This window comes from Methanolobus sp. ZRKC4 (assembly GCF_045291305.1).
Lineage (GTDB): Archaea > Halobacteriota > Methanosarcinia > Methanosarcinales > Methanosarcinaceae > Methanolobus.
In genome coordinates this window covers 1,456,900-1,476,391 of record NZ_CP146983.1, presented here as the reverse complement: position 1 = coordinate 1,476,391, position 19,492 = coordinate 1,456,900, and the positions used below count along the sequence as shown (strand labels likewise).

The 19,492-nt window shown below is 40.8% G+C and carries 12 protein-coding genes and 1 pseudogene; 3 read left to right on the top strand and 10 right to left on the bottom strand.

Features of this window, described 5'->3' with window-relative positions; genetic code table 11:
* Positions 1 to 284 precede the first annotated feature (284 nt).
* Positions 285 to 3,089: a DEAD/DEAH box helicase gene (locus V7O67_RS07710; RefSeq protein WP_342305428.1), complete on the top strand. Its 2,805-nt coding sequence runs from the start codon at positions 285 to 287 to the stop codon at positions 3,087 to 3,089.
* Positions 3,090 to 3,103: 14 nt separating this feature from the next.
* On the opposite strand, the gene V7O67_RS07705 is transcribed toward V7O67_RS07710, so the two are convergent.
* Both V7O67_RS07705 and V7O67_RS07700 read right to left on the bottom strand, forming a co-directional pair.
* A protein-coding gene (locus tag V7O67_RS07705) for an IS1 family transposase (protein WP_342303728.1) occupies positions 3,104 to 3,786 on the bottom strand; the annotation gives its coding sequence in 2 pieces (ribosomal slippage) (positions 3,104 to 3,457 and positions 3,460 to 3,786; 681 coding nt in all).
* A 154-nt stretch (positions 3,787 to 3,940) separates the two neighbouring features.
* Positions 3,941 to 4,363 (bottom strand): peptidylprolyl isomerase, encoded by a 423-nt coding sequence (locus tag V7O67_RS07700; RefSeq protein ID WP_342305429.1) that lies wholly within the window; start codon positions 4,361 to 4,363, stop codon positions 3,941 to 3,943.
* A gap of 589 nt (positions 4,364 to 4,952) precedes the next feature.
* Here V7O67_RS07700 and V7O67_RS07695 point away from each other — a divergent pair.
* Positions 4,953 to 6,734 (top strand): methyl-accepting chemotaxis protein, encoded by a 1,782-nt coding sequence (locus tag V7O67_RS07695; protein WP_406671371.1) that lies wholly within the window; start codon positions 4,953 to 4,955, stop codon positions 6,732 to 6,734.
* A 165-nt stretch (positions 6,735 to 6,899) separates the two neighbouring features.
* A pseudogene (locus V7O67_RS07690) lies at positions 6,900 to 7,921 on the top strand (IS630 family transposase).
* Positions 7,922 to 8,269: 348 nt separating this feature from the next.
* On the opposite strand, the gene V7O67_RS07685 reads toward V7O67_RS07690, so the two are convergent.
* From V7O67_RS07685 to V7O67_RS07650, 8 genes are all read right to left on the bottom strand, one after another.
* Positions 8,270 to 9,214, bottom strand: coding sequence for an IS5 family transposase (locus V7O67_RS07685; protein ID WP_342303665.1), 945 nt, complete (start codon positions 9,212 to 9,214; stop codon positions 8,270 to 8,272).
* Between the two features lie 82 nt (positions 9,215 to 9,296).
* Entirely contained in the window at positions 9,297 to 10,346 is a 1,050-nt protein-coding gene (gene mtaA, locus V7O67_RS07680; RefSeq protein WP_406671369.1) for a methylcobamide:CoM methyltransferase MtaA, read from the bottom strand.
* Between the two features lie 108 nt (positions 10,347 to 10,454).
* Positions 10,455 to 10,769 (bottom strand): DUF6951 family protein, encoded by a 315-nt coding sequence (locus tag V7O67_RS07675; RefSeq protein ID WP_406657160.1) that lies wholly within the window; start codon positions 10,767 to 10,769, stop codon positions 10,455 to 10,457.
* 15 nt (positions 10,770 to 10,784) lie between these two features.
* Positions 10,785 to 12,428, bottom strand: a complete 1,644-nt coding sequence (locus V7O67_RS07670; RefSeq protein ID WP_406657161.1) for a methylamine methyltransferase corrinoid protein reductive activase — start codon at positions 12,426 to 12,428, stop codon at positions 10,785 to 10,787.
* Between the two features lie 2 nt (positions 12,429 to 12,430).
* A complete protein-coding gene (locus V7O67_RS07665; RefSeq protein ID WP_406657162.1) occupies positions 12,431 to 13,555 on the bottom strand; it encodes a uroporphyrinogen decarboxylase family protein in 1,125 nt (374 codons plus the stop codon).
* A 12-nt stretch (positions 13,556 to 13,567) separates the two neighbouring features.
* Entirely contained in the window at positions 13,568 to 15,178 is a 1,611-nt protein-coding gene (locus V7O67_RS07660) for a TCP-1/cpn60 chaperonin family protein (protein WP_406657163.1), read from the bottom strand.
* On the bottom strand, positions 15,175 to 17,109 hold the full coding sequence (locus V7O67_RS07655) for a hydantoinase/oxoprolinase family protein (RefSeq protein WP_406657164.1): 1,935 nt from the start codon (positions 17,107 to 17,109) through the stop codon (positions 15,175 to 15,177). Before V7O67_RS07655 ends, V7O67_RS07660 begins: the two co-directional genes overlap by 4 nt.
* 160 nt (positions 17,110 to 17,269) lie before the next feature.
* Positions 17,270 to 19,174, bottom strand: coding sequence for a methyltransferase cognate corrinoid protein (locus V7O67_RS07650; protein WP_406657165.1), 1,905 nt, complete (start codon positions 19,172 to 19,174; stop codon positions 17,270 to 17,272).
* Between the last annotated feature and the right edge of the window lie 318 nt (positions 19,175 to 19,492).

The window sequence follows — 19,492 nt, the reverse complement described above, 5'->3', positions numbered from 1 at the left end:
GGATTTCAGAGAATTATCGTTTTTCATGCTCTTATGCATAAACTAATCTTATCGATTTCACAATTAATACTGAAAACGTATTCTCGTATAATAACATTATGAGTGCTTAAATTTAATTGAAGGCTTAAATTTAATTAAAAAACAATTTTGCAAACATAAGATTTAAAATAAAAATGGAAAATATTTCCCGTGTAAATTTAATGTAGAATTAAATATGAGATATTTTAAAGTGCAATATAGTCTTTAAAGGATGAATTCATTAATAACTGCGGAGCCAGTCAAAAATGGAAATTTCCCAACTGATCAGCAAAATAAAATCTTCAAGGAAATATGAAGGACAGATTACCCATATTGAGGACGTGCCCACCAGAGAAGCAGAATACAGGAATATAGAACTCAATCCGCTGATCAGATATGCTTTGAACGAAAATGGAATTGAACAACTCTATGCCCATCAGGCTGAAGCAGTTAGCACTGCACGGGAAAAGAAGAACATTGTTCTTTCCACCAGTACTGCCAGTGGCAAATCCTTATGCTACATGCTACCTGTTTTTGAGCGTTTGCTGGAAGAGCCACATGCCACGGCACTTTACATATCACCCCTAAATGCCCTTGTAAATGACCAGCTTGACACTTTCAGGAAACTTAGCCACACAATGAGATTGAATGTGAATATCGATAGATTCGTTGGTTCCATGAGCAAGGCTGAAAAAGATAACGTAAAATACGGAAATACCAAGATAATTTTTACAAATCCCGAAATGCTGCATTTGAGTTTCCTGCAATGGAAACATCAATGGAAGCATTTCCTTTCGAATCTCAACTTTATAATCCTGGATGAAAGCCATTCATACAGCGGAGTCATGGGAAGCCATATGGCAAACCTGCTAAGACGACTGAACCGTATTTGCGAACACTATGGTTCAAACCCTCAATATATATGTTGCACTGCAACCATCGGAAACCCGGTTGAACATAGCTCATCACTTATAGGAAAAGATGTCAGCCTGATAGACAATGACAGTTCCGGACAGGGTGCTCAGAAGTTTGTTTTCTGGAATCCTCCACTTTATGTGAAAGCCAGGAACTTCACCCAGAGAAAAGCCAGCTTCGGGGAAACAGTAGACCTTTTCACAACCTTTGTGCAAAGCGACCTCCAGACAATCGTTTTTGCAAGGTTGAGACAAAAGGTTGAGAGGATGTACGTCCAGGCAAAGAACACACTTGCCAGCAGAGGAATAGATAAAAAAATCAGCTCTTACAGAGGAGGCTATCACGGTGATGAACGTGAAGCTATTGAAAAAGAGCTTGCACAGGGAAACATTGAAGGTGTGATATCCACCAACGCTCTTGAACTTGGAATTGACATCGGAGGACTTGATGCCTGTATCATGGACGGATTCCCGGGAACTATTATGAGTGCAAGACAACAGGCAGGACGAGCAGGTCGTGGAAACCGGGAAAGCATAGTCACCCTTGTTGCAGATTCCAATGCACTTGACCAGTACTACATGAGAAATCCCGAAGACTTCTTCAGACGAAATTGTGAGGAAGCAGTTATCAATGTCTCGAACCGCTACATACAGGCAGGGCATTTGCTCTGTGCTGCAAAGGAGATGCCACTAAGACCTAAGGACAGCGAATATTTCGGTGCTGAGTTTGAGACCATCGTTGAAGTACTTGAAGAAGAAGGATTGCTGGAAGGAATTGATGAAAAGAGGTCGCTAGACCCTACTCCACATATGAAAGTTTCCATCCGCGGTATTGACAGTGACAGCTATACTATTATTGACAAAACAAGCAGAAGACCTCTTGAAAAGAATATAGAGAGACTGCGTGCCTACAGGGAAGCTTTTGAAGGTGCGGTGTACATTAACAAAGGTACTCCTTACTGTGTTACAAAACAGGACCATGATAAAAGAGAGATACATGTTGAGAAGGCGCAGGATGGCTACTATACTAAATCCCTTGTATCATCGGACATAGTCATCAGAGAAGTTGTTGAAACAAAAGCTCTGGCAACATTTCCTGACGTAAAGGTAGGGTTTGGGGATGTGGATGTCACCCAGCAGGTTACGGGATATAAAAAAATTCAGCAGCGTACTGACACTGAGCTTGGACAGTTGTCCCTGGATATGCCGGAATTTAGGTTGGAGACCGAAGCCCTGTGGCTTGAACTACCTTACATGTTCACCGAATTGGTAAACGAACACGAACGTGATTTTGCAGGCGGTATACATGCCATTGAACACGCAATTATAGCAATGTACCCGCTGCACCTGCTGGCTGACAGGAATGATGTAGGTGGTGTTTCCACACCAGAGCATGATGATCTTTCCGGAAAAAGCGGGATATTCGTGTATGACGGACACCCCGGCGGTGTGGGCTATGCTGAAAGTGGCTACGGTAAAATCGTAGAAATGCTGGAAGTAACCTTAAAGTCTATTGAAAGCTGTCCTTGCATCGAAGGTTGTCCATCGTGTATTCAGTCGCCAAAATGTGGAAACAACAATAATCCCCTTGACAAGGATGCAGCAATAATCATGCTGAGGAAGATGCTTGGTAAACCTGCCTACATTCCTCAAAAAAGAAAATCTCATGCTAAATCTGAAAAACCAGAGAGACGTGCAACCATTGCACCCACACCTACAGAGCGAAAAGACAAACCATTTGACCATTCTGCTGCGCTTAACAGAGCAAGAAGAAAACTCAGACAACGTGACAGGAAAAGCGCATCTGAATGGGTACAGGAAGGCATTAAAGCCGGAAAAGAGCAGAATGATCAGGAGCTGGCGTATGAGTGTTTTGAAGCGGCCTTGCAATTGCAGCCTTCTAATGCCACTGCCCTTATGAATAAAGGGATAACCTGTCTTCGTCTTGGTCAGAACCAGATGGCTTTAACGTGTTTCAACAAACTGATCAGCATGGGCTATGCTAAAAGCGTGGTCTGGAAGCATAAGGGTATTGCCTTGCATCGACTTGGTGATCACAGGGGAGCTGTCGAGATGTTCGATGAAGCATTAATGGAAAAGCCGGATGATGCAAAGTTACATGAACTCAGGAAGAAAGCGATTAACAAGATGAAATAAAATATTTGGCATTGTTAATTAAACATAGCTAGTTCTTTATTCCTATATTTCATCAAGAGCAAAACGGAGATTTTTAGCATTTCAAGACTTTTAGTATAACACTTTGACTTTCTCCTTAGTCTTGCCAGGAAATGCCTAAATATGCTGTTGTATCCTTCAACAGTATATGTTTCTGCTTTTGATCGAGTATGGATGTTTCTGGGGACTAACTTGGCATATGCCCTCCAATAATCCGTCATTACTTCCCCAACCTCTTTTGTCTTTAACTTTTTCCAGAGTTTTTGTCCTGTTTTTGTTCCTCTGCTGCCAAAAGAGCAATCGATGAATTTCTTCCCATATCTATCAACAGCAATCCATATCCAGCAGTAGTTTTTTTATTCCCAATATAAGTATGCATCTCGTCCAATTCCACAACAGAAATCTCATTTTCACTTTTTAGATCCTCTAATTCACTACCAAATTTTCGAATCCATTTTTGAACAGAAACATGACTAACGCCCAAAAAACGTCCAATTGAACGAAATCCCAACCCCTCCAGATAGAGTTGTAAAGCCTGTCGCTTAACAGATACGGGGCTAGCGGTGGATTTTATATCTACTGAATAGTTGTATCCACAATCATGGCATTTGTAGCGTTGTCGACCATCAATCCTACCGTTCTTCTTATGACTGGAACTCTTACACTTTGGACAATTCATATATAAAAAGAGGCCATCATATTATATAACGATGTTTAATTACCAAAGCCAAATATTTTTATAAATATTCAGCCCAAAATGTATTTTTCAAAACAATCAGTACTGCCATAAAAAGAAAGGTTGAGCCCAAATAACGAGCTCAAAATAGTAAGTATTATTCGACAACTTTAATGTTAAAAGTCAGTGCCTTGCCAGCGAGTGGATGATTCATGTCAAGTGTGATGGTTTCATCATTGACTTCAGTTATCTTTGCAGGCATCTGCTGACCGTCAGCAGTTCCTACCATTATCATCATTCCTTCGGTGATCTCTGCATCAGCCTGAAGTAGTGAACTTGGAACTGTCTGCATGAGAGCCGGATTTGCCTCGCCATAGGCTTCACAAGCCTCTACTCTGAACTTCTTCTCTTCCCCGACTTCCATACCTCTTACAGCTTCCTCGAAACCTGGTATGACCTGCCCTGCACCTACAGTAAATTCAAGAGGTTCGTCATGATTTTCAGAACTATCAAAAACAGTACCGTCATCAAGTGTGCCGGTATAGTCTATCTTTATTGTATCTCCGTCTTTTATTGCCAAAATATCAACTCGGTTTATAAAAAAACAAGTTCCCACTCATTTTTAGCCATTTGACGGGGGGACATTACTTAGGTGTTTTGGTGATATCCATAATGTCATCTGCTCCATGAAAAGCTCTAAAATACCATAAATTATGTGTACAGAATTCCGAAAATACCACTCGTTGTTGCTGACATCTTATTCAATTCTCGAATAGTATTAAAATTATTTTTGTAACTATTCAGCCTGGCACGATTTGCCTATTGGTACTGATTTCATCGAAATAGAGATGTCTGCTCACTAACAATCTAACAATCAAAAAAGCAATCAATAGCAACAATCAAAATAAATGATCCTAATGAAATTTACGTTTCAACTTTTTGTCAAGATTGTTATTGATAGCGTTTTTATCAGGCTGAATAGTTACTTATTTTTTACATTTAACCCTAATATATCTGTAACTACTTGATATTAATTTCAAAGTTAACGGTGCAACATACATGTATATAGTTTAATAATATATATGCCACTGCGATATAAACAGGTGGATTTATTCCATTTAATGTAGGTGATATATTTGAATATACTTGAAAAATTAAACGACATCGGAATGTCAAAAAAACTACTCGGAAGTTATGCATTACTCATTATTTTTATGCTGCTGGTCGGTTATACAGGATACAGTGGAATTTCAATTGTTAATGAACATTTGGATGAAGTCTTATCAGAGCATGTTGTTTCTGCAGATTCTGTAATGGAAATGGATCTATCATTATGGATGGCAAGAGATGCAGGCGCATCATATGCATTAGGCGAATCAACCGCAAAAGATGATTTTGTAGAGGCCACACAAACTTTTGATGAACACACAGGAACTCTGAGTGCATTAAATCTGGACGAAGAGGAAACACAGGATCTGGAAAACATAGTTGCTCTTAGAAATGATTTTGAAACTGCCGGACTTACTTTTTTCAAAACTGTAGATGAAGCAGGAATGAGCGAAACCGACATTCGTGTTTCAAATGCCATGGAAAACTATGATGCTGCCGGAGTAAAGCTTAGTGCAGCTCTTACTGAATTTGAAGAAATGCAAGCCGTGGAAATGGCACAGGCTGAAGTTGAATCAGAGGCAGCATATGCTAGTGCAGTAAGATCCATTTTTGGCCTTATTATAATATCTGCTATTCTCGGTTTAGTCATAGGTGTCACTATCTCCAGGTCCATAACGACACGACTGAATGGTTTACTCGACGTATCTAACAAGATATCTAATGGTGACCTAACAACAAATATCACTGATACATCTAAAGATGAAATTGGGCAGTTATCCGATTCAGTAGGAATTATGGTCAGTAATTTGAAATCACTTGTTGGCGAAGTTAAAGAAAGTTCAAAGACTCTTTCGTTCACATCACAGGAAATGGCAGCATCTTCTGAAGAGATATCCGCTAGCACAACCCAGATATCAACTGCAGTTTCCCAAATTTCAGAGGGAGCTTTGATGCAGTCAAGTAAAATAGAAGACGTTTCCGAAACAATAAGCGATATGAGTATAAGTGTACAGGATATCGCTACAAATTCACAAAAAGCAGCTGAGAGTGCAGTTGAATCGAACGACCTGATCCAGAGTCTTGGAGATGTGGCACACGAACTTATTCTCAAAATGGACCACATTAAATCTGCTTCAAATGAATCATCTGGTATGATTGATGAACTTAATGAAAAGTCCTCGAGAATTGGAGAGATTGTAAGCTTTATAACACAAATTGCAGATCAGACGAACCTTCTTGCACTAAATGCAGCCATCGAAGCTGCACGAGCAGGTGAACATGGTCGTGGATTTGCAGTCGTAGCAGATGAAGTACGCAAACTGGCAGAGGAATCTGCAACATCAGCCAAGCAGATATCAGGTTTGATCGAGGAAATGCAGGAAGGTACTGGAAATGCGGTTGAATCCATGAAAAAAGGTGGAATAGAAGTTGCAAATGGATCAGAATCCCTTGAAAAAGCAGTGTCTTTGGTTGAAAAAGTGGTTGAATCCGGAAAGCAAATAACAGATATGGTCAGTGACATTGCGGCTGCTTCAGAAGAGCAGGCAGCATCCATAGAAGAAACAACTGCTTCTATTGAAGAAGTATCTGCAGTTGCAGAGCAATCTGCTGCCGGAACCCAGGAGACAATGGCATCTGTAGAAGAACAGACAGCCTCCATGGAAGGACTGGCTCACTCATCCCAGAGCCTGGCAGAAATGGCGGAACGTTTGCTAGTTGTTGTATCAAAGTTCAAGCTGGACGAAGATGTAGAAACTTTAGTTAAAAACCCTTCTCCCATGGCAAAAATCGCAGATTTTGAACCTGAAAATAAGCAAGGTCCCTCCATTGCCGCCATATAAGAAAGAAAATTAGAGAAGAATAGACTATTAAGCACTTGCAGCTCTCCCAAAGAGCTGCTTTTTATTTATACCCACTTTTTCTAAAAATAATCTATTTTGTCAGTCAAAACTAATTTTATAGTTATTAACCAAACTATTAATACTAATTGAGTATAACAATACTGTATGGCTAAACCCGAACAAATTCCGATAAAGCATCATCTTTCATCAGAAGAATTGCTTAAACATATTAAGTCATTAGAGAAAGACACACGAGTTCTACAACGTTTATATTTTGTTAAACATCGTTATGAAGGAGCTTCTGTTAATGAAGCAGCTAAACTTGTAGGGATATCAAAACCCGTTGCATATCAATGGCAAGAGCGGTGGAATCAAGACGGATATGAAGGATTAAAGCCTAGGTTTTCAGGAGGATGTCCTTCCAAACTCACTGATGATCAAAAAGAAAAACTAAGGGACATGTTACATGAAAGAGATGATTGGTCTACAAAAGAAGTTCAGGAACTCATTTATAATGAATTTAAGGTTCAATACACCATTAAGCAAATACTAGTGATCTTGAAGAAGTTTGGCATGCATCATGCCAAACCATATGCGCATGATTATCGAAGACCACAAAATGCAGAAGATTGTTTAAAAAAAACTTACCGTTAATCGATGATGATTGCGTTATCGGATTTCTTGATGAATCATCTCCCCAAACAACATCAAATACGGTTCGTTTATGGTCTTTCAATAAACCTGCCATCTTCAAAAACACAACCAGGATAAAAGCAAACTCCTTCGGTTTTTATGCATTGAATGGTAATTCTGTTATTGATTTCAAAGAACATTCAACCAAGGAGGATGTATGTTCGTTTTTATCAGCTGTTAAAAACAATAACATGGGAGAGAGAATCGTAATTATTCTCGACAATTTTAGATCACATCGAGCAAAATATACAGTGGAATTTGCACAGGCAAATGATATTGAATTGGTCTATTTACCTCCATATTCACCCGACTTGAATCCAATCGAATTCATCTGGAAAAGTGTCAAAAGAATTATTTCTCGCAATTTTGTGAAAGATCTGGATCATATGAAAAATCTGATTGCTGAGGCGTTTATTGATTGTTCATCAAAGATTAGCTTCGCAAGAAAATGGATTGAGACATTTCTGGATGATAAGTTAAAAATGTTAAGTTAGTAACTATAAGTACATATTTTTCATGTAAAACCTTACGTATCAAACATTTTTCCCTTAAAATTAATGCCCTTATGCCATACCTGTAGATAATTTATTGATATGGCCTTCATTTTCGCCAGAATAGTATTATATCGCCAAATTATCCAATCCCCGGTAACCAGAATTAGAAAAAATTCATACTAATAAAGGACATAATACTATCAAAAAAGATAAAAAAAATAGAGAGGATTTCGATATTCCCTCATTTTAGATCATTAAAGTATTCAAACTCAATTATATCCTCTCATTTTTTATCATTTTGTTTATTTCTCTTCATTAATCCTTATTTTTAGTATAGCTCCCGCTATCCTAAATTACTCCTTTGGTTTTTAGTGTCCTCAATTGATGCAGATTAAAACAAAAAGCTGTCATCAACATTTTTGCATTCACTCTTTCTACAGTTGTAACAAGAACCTTTCTGGTTTTAAATATTTCTTTTGTCACTGCATACACTCTTTCGCAAGGGACTCTTTTCACACTTATTCTTTCATTTCTGAGGATATCCATTATTCCTAAAGGATGTCCTCTTACAGCTCGTTGCATTGTTGCTGCAAAACCTTTTGCTATTGCTCCAAAATATCCTTTATCTCTATACACCACTTCACCCTTTTCAGACAGATCAACCTGTGAATCGTGAAGTGATGCAGTTGTTGTCTCAAATCTTCTGATTAGTTCATAATCCTTATCAATAATTGTATGAAGTTTGTATCCAAAGTGAGATTTACCATTTTTCTTAGTCCAGGTTCCATCTTTGCTTCTTCTTGTTTTCGCATCTTTTCCTCTGAGTACATCTGCTTTTGCATGTCCTGGATCTGAGTGAATAAAAGTTGCATCCTGGATCATTCCTTTTTTAATCTTCAAACCAAGAGCATCAAGCTGATTCTGCATTTCATCCCACACCGCTTTTTCTTTACCATTGTCGATAATTCTCTTCCTGAATGACCAGACAGTTGTACTGTCTGGTACATATTCAGGAAATCCCAGGAATTTCCTAAAGGATATCCTGTCAATACACTGCTTTTCAAGCTCAGCATCAGAAAGACCATGCCATTGTTGCAGAACAAGCATCTTGAACATTACAATAACATCAGCTTCAGGCCGTCCGCCTGAAGCTGTTCTGTTTATGTACATTGACTCCAGAATAGGGCGAAAAGGCTTCCAATCTACTAAATATTCAATTTCAGCAAGCTTATCTCCGACAGATTGGAGACGCTTATATTCTTCATTTAAGGCAAAATCAGTAAAAGAATCCATAATAGTAAATTTGCTTTGCTATTATTTAAATTTTATTAAATTGTATGAGTATTGATGGTAGTTTATCGAAATCCTCTGTAGTCTAAACCACATATTTCAATGTGATGACTCGGGCCATTTTTTTAATATAGTCGTCCCTTGCCTTGATCATAGCAAGAAGATTTTTCAAAGGAGTCTCCGGAGCTACACCACAGCCAGGAGCTAGTATGTCTATATTTGCATCAAGGCATTGGAAAGCCTCTTTTCTGACATTTTCCGGTTTCTTTCTATACAGGGTGTCCGATGTCGAAATATTTCCGATTATCGCCGTGTTGTTTCTGTGTGCACTACTAACTACATATTTAAGATCCTTCACATTCTCCTCAATGCTTATAGCACTAAAACCGGATTCTAATATGTCCGGGATAATACTATCCACTTCCCCGCATATGTGAAGTATGCTATGACCTTCTATGTTCTCATTAAATCTGATCAACCCAGGCTTTACAATCAGCCTGAATGCATCAGGACCTATCATTTCCGGGGAGGACAGAGCATCTGCGATCACCACTGCATCTGCACCTGAAAAGAGATAGGCATTGGCACAAGTAATGCAAGCATCGATACATTTCTCTATGATATTCTTTGCAATTTCAGGTTTCTTTACAGTCAACTTCAAGAACGATCTGATTCCCAAAAGATAAGAAGCAAGATCAACAGGGCCCTCGACACCTGCAACTAAAGGCACTTGCAATCCCGGATTGTTCCTGTGAAGGGAAATTGCTTCCATTATAACAGGTATTCTTCCTCTCCTCAGCAGATCAGTGGGTATCTCTAACTCTTCAGGTTTGTCTGCAAAGGGATGGGTAATTACTGATGGTGTTCTTGCCTTTGTGCCAGAATCAATCTGACAGCCAAGTGCCTCACCTATCACTGTCACATCAAATGGAATACGTATGACCTCAAACTTTGCAATCGTATGTAAGGAAGATGCAAGTTTTGCCATTTTTTTAGGATCACTATCGGCTTCAGGTCTGCTTGCTCCGGAAATATCCATCAGGTCAAGTATTCCCGCTGTGGTGACCGTACCTACAAGAGGAGTGTCCACCTTTTTTCCATCAAGTATGTATTGGAATTTTTGTGAGAAATCCAATTTAGATTCGTTAATATAATTCCATCCTTTTAAGCCACATGTAATTCCGGAATCTGCCTTGTGATCCTAAATGATGTTCTTATGTTCTTCACTTTAATAATGATATGTTCACAGGAACTCGATACTTATGCTTCCTGTCTCTTTTGCAAGGGTGCCCGACATGAAATCCGATTCGATGCAACAAACATGCATCACCGCACAGGGTACAAGGCATGTGGCGGTGCACCTTGCATCCTTGGCTTTTTCCATTACAAGATTGTCTTTTATATCAAAAAGATCCATCATATCGACTTCCAGGTGAGACATCTTTTTGATCTTCTCACATGGAGTGTCAATGTCCACAATTATTTTTTGACCATCTTTTCTTCCCCTGACGATATGGGTGAACCCGCATATCCCTGAATTGACTTGTATTTCTGTCATTGAGGTCCTCCTGGTTTATGTTGAAAGAGCTGAAGGTTTTTCGTACATGATCTTTATTTCTTTGTAGTCAATAGCATGCATCGGACACACACTCACACATCTTTTGCACGCCGTTCCCAGACATTTCAGAGTATCGTATTCTGCAAAAAGATCATCATCTGCTTTTATGAATATTGCCTGCTCAGGACATTCTTTTTCACATTTGTGGCACATTATGCATCCAACTGCAAGTTCTTTAAGAGTAACCCCTATATCCTCTATCACTTCTACCTGACCTGTACCAGTCTCAATGATATCTCTCCTGCTCTTTTTCTCAAGTACAGGATCTTCAGTGGGAGCTGGAAGTTCAGGCAGTTTAGACATCTTCAACAGTTTCCGATACATCTCCATGGACATACCCTCTGTCCAGTATCCCAGTTCACAAGCGTAAAGTTTCTTGAAGGTTTCACTGGTTGCCATCATAAGATGATCGGCCTTTATGTGCCCCGCTAATTCGATCAGCGTATTAAGTTTCACCTTTTCAAGAACTATGTCTCTTGCAAGGGACAGGGATGTATTCCCGAATTGCACTGTTTTCTTTGTAAAATCCGGACATAATCCTATTTTTCTTGCTTTGACAGGGTTAACATACGTTCCGGAAGCACCGCTCATATACATGGTTTCAAGATCTTCATAGGCAATCCCTGATTCATGTATCAGGGTCAGCTGAGCAGCCCTTATGGCGCCTATGGCCTTACCAGCTTCTTTTATATCTTCTTCTGACACTTCAATGCCGTCACCCAATTCGATCCTTCCGTATTTTAGTTTAGGAGGACTTGTGATAATCCCTGTTTCAATCGCAAGAGACAATATGGAAATAAGGCCGGTTCCCGTGATACCATCCGGCACAACATCCAACTCTTCAAATATCGCTCCGCTTATCGGATCTATAAGATGTCCTTTTACAGTTTCCATGTTTTCATCCAGTACAGATAATCTCCAGAAACCATTTTCCAGATTGACATCGGTGATCGCTCCCGGAGCTGCAAGCATGCCACAACTTATACCCTGTCCTTCTATAGCAGGTCCGGCGGCAGCACTTCCTGTAATGATCCTGTTGCCTACCTTGATGGCCATCTCAGCATTAGTTCCGTAATCCGTTACAAGAGTTGGTTCTTCCTGTTCGAGAAAATCCGTCTCAACCATCATGGCAAGTGCATCGGCACCTATCTCATGCTCGATAGCAGGCGGAACTATTATCTCACAATTCTCAAGGTTTAAAGTTCCATGGAATATATCCGTAGCCTGAAATACCCGGGCATTACGTTGTACGTCATCTATACCCAATCTTTCCCGCATGTTTCTTCCCACATAGGCCAGATCACGTATCTCCGTATTCTGGAAAAGCGAGAGTTGTATCGGGTTGCCGCAGACAGCCATCTTTGATATCTGCGATGGGTCCACATCGAACCCTTCTATCATTTTTTCGACAGCATCTATGATGATACTATGTGCCACATCCTCTCCAATGGATATGGCAAAGTCGAGATGATCAGTCACATTCCCACCTGGCAACGGATGCTTCATTGTCATTGAAGTCTTTACAACTTCTTTTGTTTCCAGATCAATCAATTGTGCCCTAAAGCCGCTGGTTCCTATATCTAATGCAATTCCATACAATTTTAATCCCCCTGCTTAAAGTATGATTTCATTGATTCTCGGAGAATTTCCACCTCTTCCTGAGGTGTATTCAGTGGAATTTCACATCCGGAGGATAGTATGAATCCCTTATCGGGAGCTGCGGCCAGACAACGGTATACTTCGGCAACAATCTTGTCTATTCTTCCTGAATTGAATGCATATGGATTGATGTTTCCCATCAGGCATATACCTGAATCAGTGAAGTCCTTAAAATCCCTGAAACAATATCTTTCACTGCAACCAATGTGTCTATGATTGTGAATCTTCAGGCAATCGATCCTGTACTTCTCCCCGAGTGCGTCCACATTCCCGAAAAAGAAATTCAAAGCATCAGGTTCAAGAGCTAATTCCAGTTCATGGAATGCATGGTTTGCACAGTTATGCGATATTACATAGCCGCCGCTATCCTGTATGTGTGAATATAATTTCTTAGAGTACTGAAAACCAAATTCTTTGGCCATTTCCAGACTGAAAAGATCCGAAGTGCTGCCACCGTTTTCAATAAATACTCCGTCTGCTCCTGCATCGTGCATCATATCTGCAAAGGTTGTACAACTATCAGTGAGGACATCAAGTAGTGCATGAAAATTATCGGGATCTTTCATCATTTCAATATACATCCTGCTCCCATCCATCAGCTGGGAAGCAAGCATAAGAGGGGTAAGGAGTGCACAGCTGATAAAAACCTCATCTTCAAGCTCTTTTTTAAGCAAGGATATGGACTCTTCAATTGTCTTTACCCTTTCAGAACGTTCTATGGCAACAGGATCTATATTCTCATATTCTTTTGCAGACTTTAAAGGAAAACTGGCTATTGAAGGATAAGCATCTTTCTTGATATTTATTTTCGCTCCTAAAGCCTCCGCTTCCACAAGTAAACATCCCCATGGAGACATTACATTGTCATGGTGATACATTTCCCTTGCTAATACCTGTGCTCTGGCAATGCCTTTTGTAGAATAGTAAACATCCTTCATGCTTGCATTCATCCGCTGGAGTACTGCATCACCGGCCCCGAACCACAAATAACCCAGTGGTACCCTGTCCACTTCTTTTAATTCAAGAGCGTTGATAAAACGTTCCTTTGAAGTCATTTCATCAGGCATTTTAACGCCTCCTTAGGACCTTTTCAATACTATCTTATCAATTCTCAACATATTGCTTACAGCCTCGGTCGCCGCGATAATAGCCATTTGTTTAATGCTGGAAGAATCATATTCCGGAGGGTTGTTGGCAACGACCTTTCGGTTAAGGTCGACCCTGCAGTCGATCCCCTTGTTATAGAAATTGAGCATTTTCGTCATCGCATCAACTTCATTGAGACCCGCGTTCCTTGCAAGTGTTCTGGGAATCTCTTCAAGGGCGTTTGCATATTCGATAACTGCAAGTTGCTCTTTTCCTTCAATAGTGGAAGAATACTGCCTGAGCATCTGTGAGAGCACAAATTCAACATCTCCTCCTCCTTTAACGACAAGAGGATTCTTCAGTATGAATGCAGCATTATTGATGGCATCATCTACTGCTTCCTCCATCTTTTCAAGACCATACCTGAAAGGTTCCCATATCATGATCGTAGATATCAGTTGATCATTGACAGAAAGGAAAAGGAAATGCTCATCATTTCTTTTTCTGACCTTTGCCTCATCGGCAAATCCCAGATTATGAGGCATTATATCCTCCCTGATGGAAAGAATACTTGCACCTGTTGCCTTTGAGACCATCTCCATATCCCTGATTTTCAGTTTTTCGAAAAGCAGAATGCCATTTTTTGCAAGTGATGCCTCTACAGATTCATCCACATCTCCTTCACAAAAGACAATGTTAGCCCCGGAATCAATTATCTTCTGTGACATGACTTTCAAATTTTGTTCCTGTCCCTGCAAGATAAGCTTTGGATCTTCGAGATCACCGATTCTTATATTACGCTGGGAATTTATGATCTTGCTTTCAAATTTCACATTGCCATTGATCATAAGGACGCTTGCATTTTCCAGATGATCAGGCATGTCGGGTCTTGAAGGTGTTTCATCCAGGACCATTCCTGAAATACATTCTATAGAGGGGGAACCTACCTTTTTTACAACTTTGACATAATCGTTCAGATCCATGTAATCATCAGCATGAGTATCCCTGATCTTTGAAAGTGTCTTTAGAACGATATCTGCTATTATCCGGGCCTGGTGGGGTTCAACTCCTTTACTCAGGCTGGCATTCTCTATAACAGAATGCAGATCATTGTCAGAATCAATCCGAATACTTTCATAGTCCAGGATATCGTACACTTTATTCAGGGCAAGCTGGTATCCTTTTATGATCGTTGTCGGATGTAGTCCGTAATCCACGAGCTTAGCAGCATTTTCAATAAGAGAGGCAGCGATGATCACTGCGGTCTTTGTACCATCACCACATACCCCATCCATGGACACCGCAAGCTCTTTGAGGGAAGTGACCACGGGATGCAACACATCGATCTGTTCGATTATGGTCTTCCCATCACTTGTCAGATAAACATCATCTGTGGGACTAATTATTATTTTGCTCGATCCACGTGGCCCGAAAGATGATACAAGAAGATCCTTTATGTCTCTGGAAGCCTGTAGCATCTCATATATCAGATCATTCTCTTCAACATCATCCTTGATCACAATACGATTGCGTACACTTTGACGCAGAGCATTCATATTATCCAGTGCATTCATATTTCCCACATGTTCTATTGAAGTGCTCATATTACCCTCCTTGGAGAACCAACAGCTACCCCTACGATCTTTGTCTCAAGGGGTACCGTTCCAATATTCCCGATATCATTACATTCAAGATCGAACCTGACATTGTCCATACTTAATCCGTAGCCGGACATATACTCTGAAACTGTGCTGTTAACAAGGGAATTGGCCATGTCAAGAGCCTCCTGGTAGTCATCGAATGTTTGTCTTCCTTTTTCAGAGAATACCAGATACTGTGAACTACCCGGGCTTGCAGGTCTTATCAGCACTTCTTCCCTGTACACCACATTACCGACAAGGGCACCTACAGCATTACCCACTTCATGGTACTGCGGAAGCCTTATGTCCGCATCAATGAAATATTTCATATCTTCCATATATGCGGCTACAGGGGCACCCACCATTACCACAGGTGTCTTTATTGTGAATTTCATTAGTTCTGTTCCATCCAGTATTTTTTCCAGATCGTTTTTCTTCACTTTATCTGCACAGTGTGCAATGAGATTGAGTACAATGCCTCTGGCTACGTCTTCTTTGAGTTTGTCGCAGAGATCGAGGGGTTCCATGGAAGCATATTCTGAAATTATCGCGGCTCCCAAAATCGATGCATTGGAATCCCATTTTGTATAGTCACCTGTCACATGCAGGACGTCGGTTGGGGTGAAACCCACCTGTCTTACATATCTTTTCTGTATGAGCTTTCTCAGGATACCTTCGAACATCAGAGGATGCTTATTTGTCCTTGAGGCAATATCTGATATCGAGGAAGGTTTTTCTGTTATAGCATCGAATATCTTCATCTCCTCCACTTCCAGTTCAGAGGCATGCAGGGAATGGGATTTTGCTCCATTGGACATGAAAAATGTTGTTGGCTGGATGATTTCATTCATTATGCGCTTTGAGGCTTTTTCAGCATTCTGCAGTTTACTTATTATGGACGGGAATTCGGCAGCGCAAAGACATAGGGGTATGACCCTGTTAGGTCCGATATGCGTTGTTTCTTTCATCCATACATGACTGTCTCCCCCAATAGCAGAGGTATTCATTTTAATAGCCTTGACCATTGTATCCCAGCCGCCGACAACAGCACCGGAACCGCTGATAGCAGGCATACCACTGAGGATCATAGAGATGTCCGTACTCGTACCTCCCACATCGACTGTCAGGCAGTCCTTAAGATCCGTCAGATGTGCAGCACCCAGCAAGCTTGCGGCAGGTCCGGAAAAAATGGATTCCACTGGTTTTTTTAGTGCCTCTTCTATCTTCACCAGCGATCCGTCACATCTCATCATCATCAGGACCGAATTGATGTTCTTATCCTGCATCACAGACCTTACAGATCTTATGAACTGGTCGATTACCGGGATTAACTGGGCATTAAGAAGTGCGGTCAAGGCTCTTTCGTAGGCCCCAAGGTCCATGGAAAGTTCATGTCCGCAGACCACCGGGAGGTCTGTCAGTTCCTGGATCATCTCTTTAATCGTGAGCTCATGTTCCGGGTTGCGTACTCCAAAATATGATGATATAGCAAATGAAGAAACTTTATTTTTGTTCATTCTTACAAATTCTTTCACTTTCTTCAGATTACCCAGGGATTCCACTTCATTTCCATCAGCATCATGCCCGCCTTCTATGGAAAGGATATGATCTGTGGGAATTTTTCGGGATATATTATAGCCAACAAGTATGAGACCTGCCGGGTATCCTTTCCCCTCCAGCGTTGTGTTGGTGGCGAGTGTGGTGGATACTGAAGTGAATTTCACATTCGCAAGATATTCGGCTTTAAGACCGTTTATTGAATTTATTATGCCCTTAATCAGATCAGGGTAAGTAGTAAGCGATTTGTTTGAATCTATTATTGATCCGTTCTCAAGATCCATGATCACGGCATCTGTATATGTGCCGCCAGTGTCTATGCCAAGCCCGAGATTCATTATTATCACCTTTTATGTGGAGGTGGAGTGGTTTGCCCCATTGTGTAGATGAGGGGGTTTACCACCCTATGGATATAGACCTCATGAAGTGATTTTCAAACTTTTTTTCAAATCACGTATGAGTAAAAAAGGAAAAGCAGGGGGAAGTGATAGTTCCTGCTTATCCGAAATTTTGTTTTTGAAGGTCTGGACCCAGTTCCTTAACTGTATCTACCATTGCCTTCACGGTGGTAAGTGGTCCTCCTGGTGGAATCTCACAACCAGATGCCATGACAAACTTGGATTGCAGCTCGTTCTCTTTGAGTGTAGGAAGAACATCTCTTAGAAGCTGTTCTGTGTCTGTCTTGATCTTCTGCACACCTTCTGCAGAGCCATCCATGAAATCAACAGGGTTGATCTCACCCATGAGGCAACATTCGTGACCATATTGTGGAATAAGGTCTGCCATTCCCTGTGAACCCTTGTTTCTGAGTTTTGGATAGTATGCGTAGCTGTACAGTTTTGTTCCGAACTTTGTGATCTGTGTGTCAAAGTGTACTGCATCTGCACAGTTGTGGATAATGTATGGTTGATCATACTGCTTGAAGATCGGCAAGTGCTGGTCGTATACGAACTTACCGTCGAACTTCCAGTAGTCTTCTTCGTTCATGATCACGTTGTTGGACCAGAGGTTGTCGATACAGAGTGCATTACAGGCACTTTCTTCAAAGAACAGTTCAGATACCTGACAGATGTAATCCGTACATTTCTGGACTGCTTCAAGTACCACATCAGGATGTGTTTTCATGTCCATCAGGACACGGTCAGCACCCATGAGCTGAGTAAGTGTAAGAAGTGGTCCTTCGTGGAATCCCACAAATGGTGTGTTGAGTTCCTTGTTGAGCTTTTCAGTGGCTGCCTTAGAAGCCATTATAAGCTCATGGGCTCGAGTACCTTCCTTGACTTCAGGAACTTCGATCTGCTCATATGCCTCAAGGTGTCCTTCAGATGAAGGTGTGTCATCTTCAGGGTACTTGATCTTACATCCGAAGTCTGATGACGTAGCGGAAAGGTCTATGAGACCTACAAACATGTCTGTATCCAGGTATTTGGATCCGAGGTAAGCACTCTCAACGAACGCATCGATGTCAGTTGCATACTGCTTGTAGTTGACATCAGCAAACTTCCTCAATACGCCACAAGCTAGCGGATATACAGGTAACCTATCAACCTTTTTGTCACCCATTGCTGCCAGTGTCCTGTCCATATGGGTCATTTCTTCTTTTGTCTTGACAGCTACACTCTCAAAGTCTGAAATGATCTGCTTTGCAGTTTCCAGACCGATGTCTGTCTTTCCTTTAACCGTCTTTTTAGACAGGATATCTCTGTATTTGACCTTTCCAAGTGAGATTTTCTCCTCGCTCCATCTAATTTCAGCAGGATCAAGTTTGCTTACCGCGTCCTTTGCCCATTCCGTAGCTGCCATGGAATCAGAATGCGTAGAGTCTGCACCAACCTGTTCTGCAAATTCAGGGGAAACGGGTGCTCCTCCTACCATTACAATGAGGGAATCTCTGACACCTTCTTCCTGAAGCATCTCAATTGCTTTCTCCATATTGGTCATGGTAGTGGTCATCAAAGCACTCATGGAAACCAGGTCTGCTTTTTTCTCCTTCGCTACCTCTACGAATTTCTCGACCGGCACATCGTGACCCAGATCGACCATATCAAAGCCGGCTGCAGACATCATTGTCTTGACAAGGTTCTTTCCGATATCGTGGACATCTCCCTCGATGGTTCCTATAACACCTATGGAACGCCTTCCGTTACCCTCTACTTTCATATGTGGGGTCAGTATATCCATACCTGCATACATGGCACCGGATGCGATGAGCAGGTGTGGCACAAAGGCTTCACCCTTTTCATACTTGTCACTCACAATAATCATTCCTTTTGCAAGTCCGTCCACAATTGCCTCGTAAGGATCAACACCTCCATCAAGGGCCTTTTGTGCAAGTTCTTCTGCCAGGTCATCGTCTCCTTCGACCACAGCTTCCGCTAATTGGTTTAAGATTGCTGTCTTCATTGTTTTACCTCCAATATTTTAATCAGGCTTAACAGTGAATCTCCAGTTTCCACTGTTAACAAAAAACAGTATCATCTTTGTGTTATATATCATAACCGTTGGTTATTTGTTAACAACGTTAATATTATGAATGCCCTGTCTTTTTGAGAAGGACTGTAATCCTATGAATGAACACTTTTGAATTAACGCTGTTAACAAAGGAAAAGAATCCCAATAAGATTAATAGCTTTAATTTAATTAATGGCTTTAATCTGATGAACACAAAAATAAGCACATTCAAGTATAATCCTTTAAAGTCAAAATGAGTAAAATTATATC

Bases quoted from the DNA above. Each gene is read 5' to 3' on its own strand.
- V7O67_RS07710 (WP_342305428.1), top strand. From the start codon at position 285: ATGGAAATTTCCCAACTGATCAGCAAAATAAAATCTTCAAGGAAATAT.
- V7O67_RS07695 (WP_406671371.1), top strand. From the start codon at position 4,953: ATGTCAAAAAAACTACTCGGAAGTTATGCATTACTCATTATTTTTATG.
- V7O67_RS07665 (WP_406657162.1), bottom strand. From the start codon at position 13,555: ATGCCTGATGAAATGACTTCAAAGGAACGTTTTATCAACGCTCTTGAA.
- V7O67_RS07685 (WP_342303665.1), bottom strand. From the start codon at position 9,214: ATGGATTCTTTTACTGATTTTGCCTTAAATGAAGAATATAAGCGTCTC.
- V7O67_RS07655 (WP_406657164.1), bottom strand. From the start codon at position 17,109: ATGAATCTCGGGCTTGGCATAGACACTGGCGGCACATATACAGATGCC.
- V7O67_RS07650 (WP_406657165.1), bottom strand. From the start codon at position 19,174: ATGAAGACAGCAATCTTAAACCAATTAGCGGAAGCTGTGGTCGAAGGA.
- V7O67_RS07660 (WP_406657163.1), bottom strand. From the start codon at position 15,178: ATGAGCACTTCAATAGAACATGTGGGAAATATGAATGCACTGGATAAT.
- V7O67_RS07675 (WP_406657160.1), bottom strand. From the start codon at position 10,769: ATGACAGAAATACAAGTCAATTCAGGGATATGCGGGTTCACCCATATC.